Origin of the sequence: Janthinobacterium amylolyticum, from assembly GCF_051380655.1 — a bacterium.
In the GTDB taxonomy this organism is placed as follows: Bacteria; Pseudomonadota; Gammaproteobacteria; order Burkholderiales; family Burkholderiaceae_D; genus Janthinobacterium.
Genome location: NZ_JBNYXL010000006.1, coordinates 1 through 13,384, shown reverse-complemented (window position 1 = coordinate 13,384; position 13,384 = coordinate 1). Strand labels below are relative to the sequence as shown.

General features: G+C 61.5%; 15 protein-coding genes and 2 pseudogenes. 15 read left to right on the top strand and 2 right to left on the bottom strand.

From position 1 onward, the window contains the following. The first annotated feature begins 35 nt into the window (after positions 1 to 35). From rpoE to ACQ4WR_RS13655, 4 genes are all read left to right on the top strand, one after another. Positions 36 to 659 (top strand): RNA polymerase sigma factor RpoE, encoded by a 624-nt coding sequence (gene rpoE, locus ACQ4WR_RS13670; RefSeq protein ID WP_180979420.1) that lies wholly within the window; start codon positions 36 to 38, stop codon positions 657 to 659. 71 nt (positions 660 to 730) lie between these two features. Beyond that, positions 731 to 1,051 (top strand): RseA family anti-sigma factor, encoded by a 321-nt coding sequence (locus ACQ4WR_RS13665; RefSeq protein WP_436487856.1) that lies wholly within the window; start codon positions 731 to 733, stop codon positions 1,049 to 1,051. A 290-nt stretch (positions 1,052 to 1,341) separates the two neighbouring features. Further along, the gene (locus ACQ4WR_RS13660; RefSeq protein WP_102294917.1) at positions 1,342 to 2,850 is read left to right on the top strand and encodes a DegQ family serine endoprotease; all 1,509 of its coding nucleotides are present in this window, start codon (positions 1,342 to 1,344) and stop codon (positions 2,848 to 2,850) included. Between the two features lie 133 nt (positions 2,851 to 2,983). Next, on the top strand, positions 2,984 to 3,229 hold the full coding sequence (locus ACQ4WR_RS13655) for a glutaredoxin family protein (RefSeq protein WP_436487854.1): 246 nt from the start codon (positions 2,984 to 2,986) through the stop codon (positions 3,227 to 3,229). 1 nt (position 3,230) lies between these two features. Here ACQ4WR_RS13655 and ACQ4WR_RS13650 read toward each other — a convergent pair whose 3' ends face one another. Beyond that, entirely contained in the window at positions 3,231 to 3,452 is a 222-nt protein-coding gene (locus tag ACQ4WR_RS13650) for a hypothetical protein (protein ID WP_436487852.1), read from the bottom strand. A 95-nt stretch (positions 3,453 to 3,547) separates the two neighbouring features. Between ACQ4WR_RS13650 and lepA the strand changes: the two genes are divergently transcribed. The 11 genes and pseudogenes from lepA to pgsA all read left to right on the top strand — a co-directional run bounded on the left by lepA (position 3,548) and on the right by pgsA (position 13,251). After that, entirely contained in the window at positions 3,548 to 5,341 is a 1,794-nt protein-coding gene (gene lepA / locus ACQ4WR_RS13645) for a translation elongation factor 4 (RefSeq protein WP_102294914.1), read from the top strand. Then, positions 5,338 to 6,261: a signal peptidase I gene (gene lepB, locus ACQ4WR_RS13640; RefSeq protein WP_436487850.1), complete on the top strand. Its 924-nt coding sequence runs from the start codon at positions 5,338 to 5,340 to the stop codon at positions 6,259 to 6,261. Before lepA ends, lepB begins: the two co-directional genes overlap by 4 nt. A gap of 74 nt (positions 6,262 to 6,335) precedes the next feature. Then, positions 6,336 to 7,151, top strand: a complete 816-nt coding sequence (gene rnc / locus ACQ4WR_RS13635; RefSeq protein WP_046683971.1) for a ribonuclease III — start codon at positions 6,336 to 6,338, stop codon at positions 7,149 to 7,151. Between the two features lies 1 nt (position 7,152). Further along, entirely contained in the window at positions 7,153 to 8,055 is a 903-nt protein-coding gene (gene era / locus ACQ4WR_RS13630; protein ID WP_034749612.1) for a GTPase Era, read from the top strand. Between the two features lie 28 nt (positions 8,056 to 8,083). Further along, positions 8,084 to 8,941 carry a DNA repair protein RecO gene (gene recO / locus ACQ4WR_RS13625; protein ID WP_436487848.1) on the top strand — a complete coding sequence of 286 codons (858 nt, stop codon included), beginning with the start codon at positions 8,084 to 8,086 and terminating at the stop codon, positions 8,939 to 8,941. A 42-nt stretch (positions 8,942 to 8,983) separates the two neighbouring features. Beyond that, the gene (gene pdxJ, locus ACQ4WR_RS13620; protein ID WP_102294908.1) at positions 8,984 to 9,745 is read left to right on the top strand and encodes a pyridoxine 5'-phosphate synthase; all 762 of its coding nucleotides are present in this window, start codon (positions 8,984 to 8,986) and stop codon (positions 9,743 to 9,745) included. A 22-nt stretch (positions 9,746 to 9,767) separates the two neighbouring features. After that, on the top strand, positions 9,768 to 10,163 hold the full coding sequence (gene acpS, locus ACQ4WR_RS13615) for a holo-ACP synthase (RefSeq protein ID WP_102294906.1): 396 nt from the start codon (positions 9,768 to 9,770) through the stop codon (positions 10,161 to 10,163). A 93-nt stretch (positions 10,164 to 10,256) separates the two neighbouring features. After that, the gene (gene uvrC / locus ACQ4WR_RS13610) at positions 10,257 to 12,149 is read left to right on the top strand and encodes an excinuclease ABC subunit UvrC (RefSeq protein ID WP_436487845.1); all 1,893 of its coding nucleotides are present in this window, start codon (positions 10,257 to 10,259) and stop codon (positions 12,147 to 12,149) included. Positions 12,150 to 12,257: 108 nt separating this feature from the next. Next, positions 12,258 to 12,344, top strand: a complete 87-nt coding sequence (locus ACQ4WR_RS13605; RefSeq protein ID WP_287774109.1) for a hypothetical protein — start codon at positions 12,258 to 12,260, stop codon at positions 12,342 to 12,344. 8 nt (positions 12,345 to 12,352) lie between these two features. Beyond that, positions 12,353 to 12,539, top strand: a pseudogene (locus ACQ4WR_RS13600) (helix-hairpin-helix domain-containing protein); the annotation flags it as partial. Between the two features lie 127 nt (positions 12,540 to 12,666). Further along, positions 12,667 to 13,251, top strand: coding sequence for a CDP-diacylglycerol--glycerol-3-phosphate 3-phosphatidyltransferase (gene pgsA / locus ACQ4WR_RS13595; protein ID WP_034749601.1), 585 nt, complete (start codon positions 12,667 to 12,669; stop codon positions 13,249 to 13,251). An 11-nt stretch (positions 13,252 to 13,262) separates the two neighbouring features. Here the strand turns inward: pgsA and ACQ4WR_RS13590 are convergent. Further along, a pseudogene (locus ACQ4WR_RS13590) lies at positions 13,263 to 13,384 on the bottom strand (IS481 family transposase); the annotation flags it as partial.

Genomic DNA, 13,384 nt, shown 5'->3' with positions numbered 1-13,384 from the left:
GGCCAACTCTATATCCATACAGGCGCCCACGCTGCATGACTACAGGGATAGTGGCCGTGAGGACAGAGCGCGAGTATGACCAGTTACTGGTCGAGCGGGTGCAGGCGGGCGACAAGCGCGCATTTGACGTGCTGGTATCGAAGTATCAGCGGCGGCTGATGCGTCTGGTGTCGCGCCTGGTGCATGACCCGGCGGAGGCCGAAGATGTGGTGCAAGAAACCTTTATCAAGGCATATCGGGCGCTGCGCCATTTTCGCGGCGACGCCGCCTTCTATACCTGGTTGTACCGCATCGGCATCAATACGGCCAAGAATTATCTCGTCACCCAGGGGCGGCGTGCCGCCACGTCCAGCGATGCCGACGCCGAGCAGGCGGAGTCCTTCGATGACGGCAATAAATTGCGCGACAACAATACGCCAGAATCGGTGCTGGCCAGCAAGCAGATTGCTGCAACCGTCAATGCGGCCATGGATGTGCTGCCGATCGAGCTGCGCACGGCCATCGTGCTGCGCGAAATCGAAGGGCTGAGCTATGAAGAAATATCGGAGATCATGGCCTGTCCCATCGGCACCGTGCGCAGCCGCATTTTTCGCGCGCGCGAAGTGATCGCGGAAAAGTTGAAGCCTTTGCTGGACATGCCGATTGACAAGCGCTGGTAATCTGACGAGTATGGGGTTGGCATGGCTGCGCCCGGTTTCCGTACCGATCCTCTTTAAATGGCAGGCCTATCATGGATACGCATACACGATTGCACGAGACTATCTCCGCGCTAGCCGACGGCGAACTGGCGGCTGCCGAACTGGAGCTGGCGTTTGCCGCCCTCGATACGGATTCGGGCCGGCAAGTCTGGGACGCCTACCGCCACATCGGCGACGTGCTGCGCTCGGAGCGGCGCGGCCATGTGCTGAGTGCGCAATTCGACGCGCGCCTGGCCGCCCGCCTGGCCCAGGAGGTGCCGCCCCATGCGGAACTGCTGGCATCGCCATCTGCGGCCCTCGTGCCGCCCGGCCTGATCGAACCGCTGGAGGCGGGGCCGCCGAGCCCGCGCTAGCCGGTCTGCCAGCATCCGTTGCCGCGCGCATGCCGGCATCCGGCATGCCCTTCCCGGGGCGCGCCTTACGCGAGGCTTAATGTCGCCGCCATCCTCTTGACACTGGCCTTCGGTACGATTGACACTATGAACAGGCAATATCTTGCTTTTGCGATATATTGTTGCATGGTTTGCCATGCGTGCTGTCAGGTGTGTCCGCCCTGAGATTTGGCGATGACGGCGAATCATGCACGCAGGCAATCGCCTGATCCGCGTTTTGTTCCGTATATATATTCGAAAAGATCCTCTCCATGAAAAAAAACCTGAGTGCCGCCAGCAAGACGTTTTCAGTGAAGGCGCTTTCCGCCTTATTGTTCGGTACGGCTGGCGTCTTTTTCGCCCCGGCCATGCTGGGGCTGGCGCCGCAGGCGCATGCCGCCGTGCCGGCCGTGAAGCTGCCTGATTTTTCGGACCTAGTCGATGCTGTCGGGCCCGCCGTCGTGAATATCCGCACCACCGAGCGCCTGAAAATGGGCGGCGCCGGCGCCGGTGCCGGCATGGGCGGCCAGGACGAGCAGGAAATGCAGGAATTCCTGCGCCGCTTCTTTGGCGGCGCCATGCCCACGCCGCGCCAGCAAGCCCCGCGCGGCGGCCGCCGTGCCGTGCCACAGGAGCAGGAAGTGCAGCGCGGCGTCGGTTCCGGCTTCATCATTTCCGCTGACGGCTATGTGCTGAGCAATGCGCATGTGGTCGATGGCGCCGACGAGGTCTACGTGACCCTGACGGACAAGCGCGAATTCAAGGCCAAGGTGATCGGCGCCGATGCGCGCACCGACGTGGCCCTGCTGAAAATCGAAGGCGGCAACCTGCCGCGCCTGACCATCGGCGACTCGGACAAGATCCGCGTGGGCGAATGGGTGATCGCCATCGGCTCGCCGTTCAACCTGGAAAACACGGTCACGGCGGGCATCATTTCCGCCAAGTCGCGCGACACGGGCGACTACCTGCCCCTGATCCAGAGCGACGTGGCCGTCAATCCCGGCAACTCGGGCGGCCCGCTGATCAATATGCGGGGCGAAGTGATCGGCATCAATTCGCAGATCGCCACCTTGTCGGGCGCGTATAACGGCATTTCGTTTGCCGTGCCCATCGATGAAGCCATGCGCGTGGGCGAGCAGTTGAAGAAGACAGGTAAAGTGGTGCGCGGGCGCATCGGCGTGCAGATTGGCGAAGTGAGCAAGGAAGTGGCGCAATCGCTGGGCTTGCCTAACGCCAAGGGCGCGCAAGTGTCGATGGTGGAGGAGGGCGGTCCGGCCGACAAGGCGGGCATCAAGCCGGGCGACATCATCCTGAAATTCAACGGCACGCAGATCGAACGTTCGTCCGACCTGCCGCGCCTGGTTGGCGGCGCGCCCGTGAATGGCAAGTCCACCGTCACCGTGTGGCGCAAGGGCGCGCAGCAGGACATTCCTGTCACCGTCGTCGAGCTGGAAGGCGACAAGGCGGCCAAGAAAGGTGCCAAGGAGCCGGAAGCGCAAGCCGTCAACGCGCTGGGCCTGAAGGTCAGCGATGTGCCGGCCGCCAAGAAGCAGGAGCTGAAGATCGATGGCGGCGTGCAGGTGGATGATGCCGATGGCGTGGCCGCTCTGGCCGGCCTGCAGCCTGGCGACATCATCTTGCAACTGAATAACGTTGCCGTGAAGGATGCCAAGCAGTTCAACGCGCTGGTGGCCAAGCTCGATCCGAAGAAAACGGCTGCCGTGCTGGTGCGCCGTGGCGACGTGGCGCAGTTCGTTTCCCTGCGTCCGTCGGCGAAGTAACTTTTCAACCCTCACCCAGCAAGGGCTGGGGTCGGTCCCTTCGGGATCGGAATTCAAGCCACTGGCTTGAATTCCCCCGTCGGGACCAGGCGTCCCCGTCTGACCCCAGCCTTCTTTTGCGTCGCGATAAAATATGCACTTCACCCTCTATTCCCGCAGTTATTGCCATCTGTGTCAGGACATGCTGGACGCCTTGCTGCTGCTGCAGCCGCCCGGAAAGCCGTTCACGGTGGATGTGATCGACATTGACGCCGCGCCTGACGCCACCTTGCTGGCGCGCTATGACGAGCTGGTGCCGGTGCTGTTCGGCGATCTGGCGCAGCCGGAGCTATGCCACTATTTCCTCGACGAGGCGGCCGTGCGCCGCCACCTGACATAGCTTAAATATCAATATTGACACCGCATTGCACCATTCTGGTGCTGAAAACAGGCGAAATTGCAGCCTTGCCCCCGTGCCAGCCTCTGAAAGACGGGCTTTCTACTCTGAAATCCGGTAAAATGGGGAGGTCGAAAAAGCTACTGTCCGAGGCAGCAGCTTCTGTCGCTTCAAAAGCGCTCGCCTGGGCATGCAGATGTCCTGCTCGGAGCGCTTTTTTCATCATGAGTGGGGCGCCCGTTTCTGGCCCTGTTTGGCCCGGACATGATCCCCCTGATTCCTGTTAAAGCAGTGTCGTCAACTTCGCACTTATATTAGTTAATGAACAACATACGCAACTTCTCCATCATCGCCCATATTGACCACGGTAAATCGACCCTGGCTGACCGCATCATTCAATTGTGCGGCGGCTTGTCCGACCGCGAGATGGAGGCGCAGGTGCTCGATTCGATGGATCTGGAGCGCGAGCGCGGCATTACCATCAAGGCGCAAACGGCGGCCCTGCACTACAAGGCACGCGATGGCCAGATCTACAACCTGAACCTGATCGATACGCCAGGCCACGTCGACTTCAGCTATGAAGTGTCGCGCTCGCTGTCCGCCTGCGAAGGCGCGCTGCTGGTGGTGGACGCCTCGCAAGGCGTGGAAGCGCAGACGGTCGCCAACTGCTACACGGCGCTGGACCTGGGCGTGGAAGTGGTGCCCGTGCTGAACAAGATCGACTTGCCGAACGCCGATCCGCCGAATGCGATCGCCGAAATCGAAGACGTGATCGGCATCGACGCGGGCGACGCCGTGCATTGCTCGGCCAAGACGGGCCTGGGCGTGCAGGATGTGCTTGAATCGCTGATCGCCAAGGTGCCGCCGCCGAAGGGTGATCCGGACGCGCCGCTGCAGGCGCTGATCGTCGACTCCTGGTACGACTCCTACGTGGGCGTGGTGATGCTGGTGCGCGTGGTCAACGGCACCCTGAAGCCAAAAGACAAGATCCGCCTGATGGCCACCGATTCGGTGCAGCTGGTGGAAGACATCGGCGTATTTTCGCCCCGTTCGCAATCCTTGCCGCAACTCTCCGCTGGCCAGGTGGGTTTCATCATCGCCGGCATCAAGGAACTCAAGGCGGCGAAAGTGGGCGATACCGTCACCCTGGTCAGCCGTCCTGCCGCCGAACCATTGCCTGGCTTCAAGGAAGTGCAGCCGCAAGTGTTCGCCGGCCTGTTCCCCGTGGAAGCGAACCAGTACGATGCCCTGCGCGACTCGCTGGAAAAGCTGAAGCTCAACGACGCCGCCTTGATGTACGAGCCGGAAGTGTCGCAGGCGCTGGGCTTCGGCTTCCGCTGCGGCTTCCTGGGCTTGCTGCACATGGAAATCGTGCAGGAACGCCTGGAGCGCGAATTCGACATGGACCTGATCACGACGGCGCCGACCGTGGTGTATGAAGTGATCCAGCGCGATGGCACCCTGATCAATGTCGACAATCCGTCGAAGATGCCTGATCCGTCGCGCATCGAAGAAGTGCGCGAGCCGATCGTCACCGTCAACCTGTACATGCCGCAGGAATACGTGGGCTCCGTGATCACCCTGTGTATCGCCAAGCGCGGCATCCAGATGGACATGAGCTACCACGGCCGCCAGGTCAAGCTGGTGTACGAAATGCCGATGGCCGAGATCGTGCTGGACTTCTTCGACCGCCTGAAATCGACGTCGCGCGGCTACGCTTCGATGGACTACGAGTTCAAGGAATACCGCGCGGCCGACGTGGTCAAGGTCGACATGCTGATCAACAGCGAAAAAGTCGATGCGCTGGCCATCATCGTCCACCGTTCGAACAGCCAGTACCGTGGCCGCCAGGTGGCTGCCAAGATGCGCGAACTGATCCCGCGCCAGATGTTCGACGTGGCCATCCAGGCCACCATCGGCGCCAACATCATTTCGCGTGAAAACGTGAAAGCCTTGCGCAAGAACGTGCTGGCGAAGTGCTATGGCGGCGATATCAGCCGCAAGAAAAAATTGCTGGAAAAACAAAAAGCGGGCAAGAAGCGCATGAAGCAAGTGGGTTCCGTGGAGATCCCGCAAGAAGCATTCCTGGCAATTTTACAAGTGGACGATAAATGAACCTGCAAGTGATCTTAGGAAATTTCGCTTTAATCCTGTTCGTGCTGATGGTGCTGACGGGTCTGGTCTGGTGCCTGGATGTGTTTTATTTGTCCAAGCAGCGCCGCCTGGCGGCCGACCGGGCCTTGGCCGAGTTCGATGCGCGTCAGGCGAAGTCGTTGGCTGAAGGCATCAAGTCTGATGGCAGCAGTAGCAGCCGCCGTGCCACCATCGAGGCCGATCTGTTGCGCCAGCCGACCTGGGTCGAGTATTCGGGCAGCTTTTTTCCCGTCATCGCCCTGGTCTTTTGCCTGCGCTCCTTCCTGTACGAGCCGTTCAAGATCCCGTCGAGCTCGATGGTGCCGACCCTGCTGGTCGGCGACCTGATCCTGGTAAACAAGTTCACCTATGGCATCCGTTTGCCGATCGTCAACAAGCGCATCATTGAAGTCAACGATCCGCAGCGCGGCGACGTGATGGTGTTCAAGTACCCGAAAGATATGTCGCAAGACTACATCAAGCGCGTGATCGGTGTGCCCGGTGATAAAATCACCTATGAAAACAAGCGCTTGACGGTGAATGGCAAGGAAGTGCAGTACACGCCGCTGGACGACTACCTCGATGACGAAAGCACCGTGTATCACAAGCAGCTGGAAGAAAACCTGACCGGCGTCAGCCACCGCATCCTGAACGACGAGCCGGCTCCGACCTTGAACTTGCGTGAAGTCAAGGACTTCCCCCACAAGGATGCCTGCAACTATAACGAAGACGGCTTTACTTGCGTAGTACCAGCAGGCAACTACTTCATGATGGGCGATAACCGCGACAATAGCGCGGACAGCCGCTACTGGGGCTTCGTGCCGAACGAAAACATCGTCGGCAAGGCTTTCCTGGTGTGGATGAACTTCAGCAATCCGAAAAGAGTGGGCGGCATACACTAAGCCGCCCGCATGGCTGCCGCGCCGATTCCCCGCGCGGCGGCCAGCCGAATCAATCAGATGACACAGAAACAACAATGAATCTTCAGCTATTGCAAACCCGTTTAGGCTATACGTTCCAGGATGCTGGCCTGTTGCAGCAAGCCTTGACGCATCGTAGCCACAGCAGTTTGCATAATGAGCGGCTGGAATTCCTCGGCGACTCCATTCTCAACTGCGTGGTCGCTTCCATCCTGTACGAACGTTTCAAGTCCATCGACGAAGGCGACCTGTCGCGCCTGCGCGCCAATCTGGTGAAACAGCAGTCGCTGTATGAAATCGCGCAAAAGCTGGAATTGTCGCAATTCCTGCGCCTGGGCGAAGGCGAACTGAAATCGGGCGGCTTCCGCCGTCCATCGATCCTTGCCGACACCCTGGAAGCCTTGCTGGGCGCCATTTTCCTCGACACGGGTTTCGATGCCGCCAGCACGGTGATCCGCGCCTTCTACATTCCCATCCTTGACTCTGTGGATCCGCAGACCCTGGGCAAGGATGCCAAGACCCTGCTGCAGGAGTTTTTGCAAAGCAAGAAAATTTCGCTGCCACAGTACAATGTGGTGGCCACCCACGGCGCCGCCCACAGCCAGGAATTCGAGATCGAATGCCTGGTGCCGAAATTGAATATCCAGGTTTACGGCCGTGGCGGAAGCCGCCGCGCCGGTGAGCAAGCCGCCGCCAAACTGGCGCTGGACGTGGCCGAGCAGGCGCTGCTGAAGTCGCCTGCCGCCAGCCGCAAGCCCAAACCGCGCGCCGCCCAGCTCAAGCTGGCCGGCATTGCCACCATCCAGAGCGACGACGCGCCAGCCCCTGCGGCCCCGGCGATCGCCGCTCACACTAAACAGAATCGACACTAGCATGACTGCCACCAAAATGCCCGACAACTTCCGCTGTGGCTATATCGCCATCGTGGGCCGCCCCAACGTGGGCAAATCGACCCTGATGAACGTGCTGATCGGCGCGAAGGTCAGCATCACTTCGCGCAAGGCGCAAACCACGCGCCACCGCATCACGGGTATCCAGACGGTGCCGGACGCGCAGTTCATCTATGTCGACACGCCTGGCTTCCAGACGCGCCACTCGAACGCGCTGAACAAGACGCTGAACAAGACCGTCACCAACACCCTGATTTCCTCGGACGTGATTTTGTACGTGATCGAGGCGGGCACGTTCGGCCCGGCCGACCAGCAAGTGATGGACCTGCTGCCGAAGGAAGTGCCATGCATCCTCGTCATCAACAAGTCGGACCGCGTGAAGGACAAGGCCGTGCTGCTGCCGTTCGCGCAAAAGATCGCCGCCATGCGCGACTTCGCCGCCATCGTGCCCGTGTCCGCCAAGCTGCATTTCCAGCTGGAAGGCTTGCAGAACGAGATCAAGCGCTTCCTGCCTGAAAACCAGCCGATCTTTGGCCCGGACGACATCACCGACCGAAGCGAGAAATTCCTCGCTTCGGAAATCGTGCGCGAGAAACTCTTCCGCTTCGTCGGCGACGAGCTGCCGTACACGAGCACCGTGCTGATCGAGAAGTTCGAGCAGGAAGGCGACTTGCGCCGCGTGTTCGCCGCCATCCTGGTCGAGCGCGATACGCACAAGTCCATGATCATTGGTAACAAGGGGGCGCGCCTGAAGGAAGTCTCGACCCAGGCCCGCCTGGACATGGAAAAGCTGTTTGGCGGCCCCGTGTACCTGGAAATCTGGGTCAAGGTCAAGTCGGGCTGGGCCGACAACGAGGCGGGCTTGCGCGCCTACGGCTACGAGTAATCCGCAACCCGGGGGCGACGCCACACGCATGAGCACCACCACGCCAGCGCAGCACGATCCTGCGCCAGCCTTATCTGCCGCCTCCGCACCGCTTCCCGCGCCGGTGGCCATCGCGCCGCCGGCCGCACCTTCCGTCCCTCCTGCCGCGCCGCGGCGCAGCCGTCCGCCCGCGCGCGACGGCAAGGTCACGGGCCAGCCAGCCTTCGTGCTGCACAGCTATCCGCACAAGGAAACCAGCCTCATCGTCGACGTGTTTACACGCGAATATGGCCGCATCGCGCTTGTCGCCAAGGGCGCCAAGCGGCCCCATTCGCAGTTGCGCGGCGTGCTGCAGACCTTCCAGCCCCTGCAGGCTGGCTGGACGGGCAAGTCCGAGCTGCGCATCCTGACGGGCGCCGAATGGGTGGGCGGCATGCTGCCGCTGGAAAAGACCGCCTTGCTGTGCGGCTTTTATCTGAACGAATTGCTGGTCAAACTGCTGGCGCGCGACGACCCGCATCCGGTGCTGTTCGACCACTACGTTGCCACCTTGAATCAACTGGCGCACAATGAGCCGCCGCCCATCGTGCTGCGCAAGTTCGAGCGCGCCCTGCTCAAGGAAACGGGCGTGGCGGCCGACCTGACGCGCTGCACAGGCACGCGCCAGGCTGTCGAGGCGGGGCAGGTGTATGTGGTCGACCCGGAGCGGGGCCCGCGCCCCGCGCGCGCCGCCGATGCCTGGCCCAAGATCACGGGCAAGACCCTGCTCGACATGGAGCGCGAAGAATATACGGATGTGGCCACGCAGGCGCAGAGCAAGCTGCTGATGCGCTTTCTGCTGGCCCATCAGCTGGGCGGCGCCACCTTGAACACGCGCCAGATACTGATCGATTTAATGCAGCTATAGTAGTGCTTTACCGCATTACGGCACTTTACGGATACCATCACCATGAGCTTTTTGCAGCCTTCCGGCCCCGTCATCGACCTGGGCGTCAATATCGACCACGTGGCCACCTTGCGCAATGCGCGCGGCACGCAGTATCCGGACCCGGTCCGCGCGGCCCTGCTGGCCGAGCAGGCGGGCGCCGACGCCATCACCCTGCATTTGCGCGAAGACCGCCGCCACATCAAGGATGGTGACGTGATCGCCATCGCGCCGCAATTGCTCACGCGCATGAACCTGGAAGCGGCCGTCACGGCCGAGATGATCGATTTTGCCTGCCGCATCAAGCCGGCGGACGTCTGCCTGGTGCCGGAAAAACGCACGGAAGTGACGACGGAAGGGGGCCTGGACGTGGTGCGCTACTTCAAGGAAGTGCAGGCGGCGGTGAAGCAATTGCAAGGCGAGGGCATCCGCGTCAGCCTGTTCATCGATGCCGACGAGCAGCAGATCGCCGCCGCCGCCGAGTTGGGCGCACCCGTGATCGAACTGCACACGGGGCGCTATGCGGACACCGAGGGCGCCGAGCAATTGGCGGAGCTGGAGCGCATCAAGGCGGGCGTGCTGTTCGGCGTGGGCCGTGGCTTGAAGGTCAATGCGGGCCACGGCTTGCATTACACCAACGTGCAGGCGATCGCCGCCATTCCCGATATTAGCGAACTGAACATCGGCCACGCCATCGTCGCGCATGCCGTGTTTGTCGGCTGGGAAAACGCCGTGCGCGAAATGAAGGCCATCATGGTGGCCACGCGGCTCGGCCACCGGGCTTGACCACAGATAGCAAGGAGGCGGCATGATCTACGGCATCGGTACCGATATCTGCAAGATTCCCCGCATCGAGGCGGCGCTGGCGCGGCACGGCGAGCGTTTCGCCAGGAAGATACTGGGACCGCAGGAGCTGGAGAAATTCCGCGCCCGCAGCGCCAAGAATGCCGTGCGCGGCGTGCGCTTCCTGGCCACGCGCTTCGCGGCGAAAGAGGCGTTTTCCAAGGCCATCGGCCTGGGCCTGCGCATGCCGATGACCTGGCCCGCCGCGCAGATGCTGAACCACCCCAGCGGCAAGCCGATGATCGTCTGCAGTGGCGTGCTGGCCGAGTTTATGGAAAAAAACCGGCTGAGCGCGCAAGTGACCATCAGCGATGAAGAAGAATATGCGGTGGCGTTTGTGATTGTGGAGCAAGCGCCGTAATGCAGACGACTGCCGGGGTCAGTCTTTTCGATCAGAATGCGTCCCGCTGGGACGTATTCCCCCGGCGGGTCTGACCCCATTTAAGAGCCAGCAATGACCGAAGCAAGCCCAGAACCAACCCTGCAACAGACCGTGGCGGAAACGCCGCCCGACCCGCGCGCGCAGGTGCTGGCCACAGTTGCCAAACTGCCGAACCTGCCCGGCGTGTACCGCTATTTCGATGCGGCCGACAAGGTGCTGTATGTGGGCAAGGCGCGCGACCTGAAAAAGCGCGTCTCCAGCTATTTCCAGAAGAACCTGGCCAGCCCCCGCATCGCCATGATGGTCGAGCGCATCGCGCGCCTGGAAACCACCGTCACGCACAGCGAGGCGGAAGCGCTGATCCTGGAAAACAACCTGATCAAGGCACTGCAGCCGCGCTACAACATCCTGTTCCGCGACGACAAATCGTATCCGTATTTGAAAATCACCAATGGCGATGCGCCGCGCATGGTGTATTACCGGGGCGCGGTGGACAAGAAAAACCAGTATTTCGGGCCGTTCCCCAGTTCCTGGGCCGTCAAGGAATCGATGCAGATCCTGCAGAAGGTCTTTCTGATCCGCACCTGCGAGGACAGTGTCTACGCCAACCGCACGCGGCCGTGCCTGCTGCACCAGATCGGCCGCTGCAGCGCGCCGTGCGTGGACCTGATCAGCAAGGAAGAGTATAAAAACGACGTGGAAAACGCGGCGCGCTTCCTGCGCGGGCGCCAGAGCGAAGTGCTGGCCGACCTGGAAAAAAAGATGCACGCGTTTGCCGCCGAACTGAAATTCGAGCAGGCCGTGGTAGTGCGCAACCAGATCGCCTCGCTGTCGCGCGTGCTGCACCAGCAAAGCATGGAAACGACGGGCGACGCCGATGTCGATATCCTCGCCGTGCTGGTGCAGGGCGGACGCGCCTGCGTCAACCTGGCCATGGTGCGCGGCGGGCGCCACCTGGGCGACCGCGCGTATTTCCCCAGCCAGCTCAGCGATGCGGCCGCGATTGCCGAAGAGCCCATCGAGGTGGAAGTGCTGGCCGCATTCCTGGCCCAGCACTACACGGAAAAATTCATTCCCGGCACCCTGATCCTGAATATCGAATTCGACCAGCCGGCCCTGATGGTGGCCCTGATGGAGCAGTGCGGCCACCTCATCAACCTGATCTTCCAGCCGCAGGGGCAGCGCCGCCAGTGGCTGGAAATGGCGCAGAAGGGTGCCGAGATTTCGCTGGCGCGTTTGTTGTCGGAGCAGGGCTCGCAGCAGTCGCGCACGCGCGCGCTGGCCGAAGCGCTGCGCCTGGAAACGGAAGATCTCGACAGCCTGCGCGTGGAATGCTTCGACATCAGCCACACGCAGGGCGAGGCGACGCAGGCGTCCTGCGTCGTGTTCCACCACCACGCCATGCAGAACGGCGAGTACCGCCGCTACAACATCAACGACATCACGCCCGGCGACGATTACGCTGCCATGCGCCAGGTCTTGATGCGCCGCTATGAAAAAGTGGCGAATGGCGACGGCGTGATGCCCGACGTGGTCCTGATCGACGGCGGCAAGGGACAGATCGAAATGGCGCGCCAGGTGTTCGCCGAACTGGGGCTCGATATCAGCTTGATTGTCGGCGTGGCCAAGGGGGAGGGGCGCAAGGTGGGGCTGGAAACCCTGCTGTTCGTCGACGGCCGCGCGCCGCAGGAACTGGGCAAGGAATCGGCGGCCCTGATGCTGATCGCGCAGATCCGCGACGAGGCGCACCGCTTCGCCATCACCGGCATGCGGGCCAAGCGGGCCAAGACGCGCCAGACGTCGCGCCTGGAAGAGATAGAAGGCATCGGCGCCAAGCGCCGGCAGAAACTGCTGTCGCGCTTTGGCGGCTTGCGTGGCGTGGTCGATGCCAGCGTCGAGGATCTGATGTCGGTGGAGGGGATTTCGACTCAACTTGCGGAAGAGATATATAAGCAGTTGCATTAATGCTCTAACGGGTGCGCCAGACCTCGCGCCTGGAAGAGATCGAAAGGGGCACAATGCGCCGCCAAGCGCCGCCAGAAACTGCTGTCGCGCTTTGGCGGCTTGCGCGGCGTGGTCGATGCCAGCGTCGAGGATTTGATGTCGGTGGAGGGGATTTCCACTCAACTTGCGGAAGAGATATATAAGCAGTTGCATTAATGCTCTAACGGGCGCGCCAGACCTCGCGCCTGGAAGAGATAGAAAGGGGCACAATGCGGCGCCAAGCGCCGGCAGAAACTGCTGTCGCGCTTTGGCGGCTTGCGCGGCGTGGTCGATGCCAGCGTCGAGGATCTGATGTCGGTGGAGGGGATTTCGACTCAACTGGCGGAAGAAATCTACAAGCAGTTGCATTGATGAATGGATGGCCCGGTCCGGCGCCGCGGCAACCGGACTAGGCTAATACCCCTGGGCCATGTAGACTAGTGGCGCTTTCTTCACGCTTTCTTCATGTTCAATTTACCCGTCGGCCGATTGCTTTCCTATGCCTTTTAATATTCCCATCCTCCTGACCTGGCTGCGCGTGGCGCTGATTCCGCTTGTCGTCGGCGTGTTTTACCTGCCGCCGTCGATGCTGCTGCATGGCGACCAGAACCTGGTTGCCACCCTGGTCTTCATCGTTGCCGCCGTCACCGACTGGTTCGATGGTTTTCTCGCGCGGCGCTGGAACCAGACGTCGGCCTTTGGCGCCTTCCTCGATCCGGTGGCCGACAAGCTGATGGTGGCGGGCGCTCTGCTGGTGCTGGTGCAGCTGGACCGCGTCAATGCCGTGCTGGCTTTCATCATCATCGGCCGCGAAATCACGATTTCCGCGCTGCGCGAATGGATGGCGCAGATCGGCGCCTCGAAATCAGTGGCTGTCAGCTCGATCGGCAAGATCAAGACGGCCGCGCAAATGACGGCCATTCCCTTGCTGCTGTACCACGAAGTGATCTTCGGCGCGATCGACACCCACGTGTGGGGCGAGAAGCTGCTGTGGATCGCCTGCGTGCTGACGGTGTGGTCGATGTTCTATTACCTGCGGCTGGCATGGCCGCTCATCAAGGAAAAGGCCGGCAATCTGCATTAAGGCCGCTCCGCCTAGCTGTGAAGTTGCAAGAGGTTATTCTGGCCGGATCTGAGCCGTGACATTGGGGCTTTGCCAGCAATGCCCTGATGCGGCCGGTGCCAGTTGTAGTGATGGTTCCATTCTTTGAGCATGT

Excerpts from the sequence above, each read along its gene's own strand:
- rpoE (WP_180979420.1), top strand. The coding sequence starts at position 36 with ATGACTACAGGGATAGTGGCCGTGAGGACAGAGCGCGAGTATGACCAG.
- ACQ4WR_RS13665 (WP_436487856.1), top strand. The coding sequence starts at position 731 with ATGGATACGCATACACGATTGCACGAGACTATCTCCGCGCTAGCCGAC.
- ACQ4WR_RS13660 (WP_102294917.1), top strand. The coding sequence starts at position 1,342 with ATGAAAAAAAACCTGAGTGCCGCCAGCAAGACGTTTTCAGTGAAGGCG.
- ACQ4WR_RS13655 (WP_436487854.1), top strand. The coding sequence starts at position 2,984 with ATGCACTTCACCCTCTATTCCCGCAGTTATTGCCATCTGTGTCAGGAC.
- ACQ4WR_RS13650 (WP_436487852.1), bottom strand. The coding sequence starts at position 3,452 with ATGATGAAAAAAGCGCTCCGAGCAGGACATCTGCATGCCCAGGCGAGC.
- lepA (WP_102294914.1), top strand. The coding sequence starts at position 3,548 with ATGAACAACATACGCAACTTCTCCATCATCGCCCATATTGACCACGGT.
- lepB (WP_436487850.1), top strand. The coding sequence starts at position 5,338 with ATGAACCTGCAAGTGATCTTAGGAAATTTCGCTTTAATCCTGTTCGTG.
- rnc (WP_046683971.1), top strand. The coding sequence starts at position 6,336 with ATGAATCTTCAGCTATTGCAAACCCGTTTAGGCTATACGTTCCAGGAT.
- era (WP_034749612.1), top strand. The coding sequence starts at position 7,153 with ATGACTGCCACCAAAATGCCCGACAACTTCCGCTGTGGCTATATCGCC.
- recO (WP_436487848.1), top strand. The coding sequence starts at position 8,084 with ATGAGCACCACCACGCCAGCGCAGCACGATCCTGCGCCAGCCTTATCT.
- pdxJ (WP_102294908.1), top strand. The coding sequence starts at position 8,984 with ATGAGCTTTTTGCAGCCTTCCGGCCCCGTCATCGACCTGGGCGTCAAT.
- acpS (WP_102294906.1), top strand. The coding sequence starts at position 9,768 with ATGATCTACGGCATCGGTACCGATATCTGCAAGATTCCCCGCATCGAG.
- uvrC (WP_436487845.1), top strand. The coding sequence starts at position 10,257 with ATGACCGAAGCAAGCCCAGAACCAACCCTGCAACAGACCGTGGCGGAA.
- pgsA (WP_034749601.1), top strand. The coding sequence starts at position 12,667 with ATGCCTTTTAATATTCCCATCCTCCTGACCTGGCTGCGCGTGGCGCTG.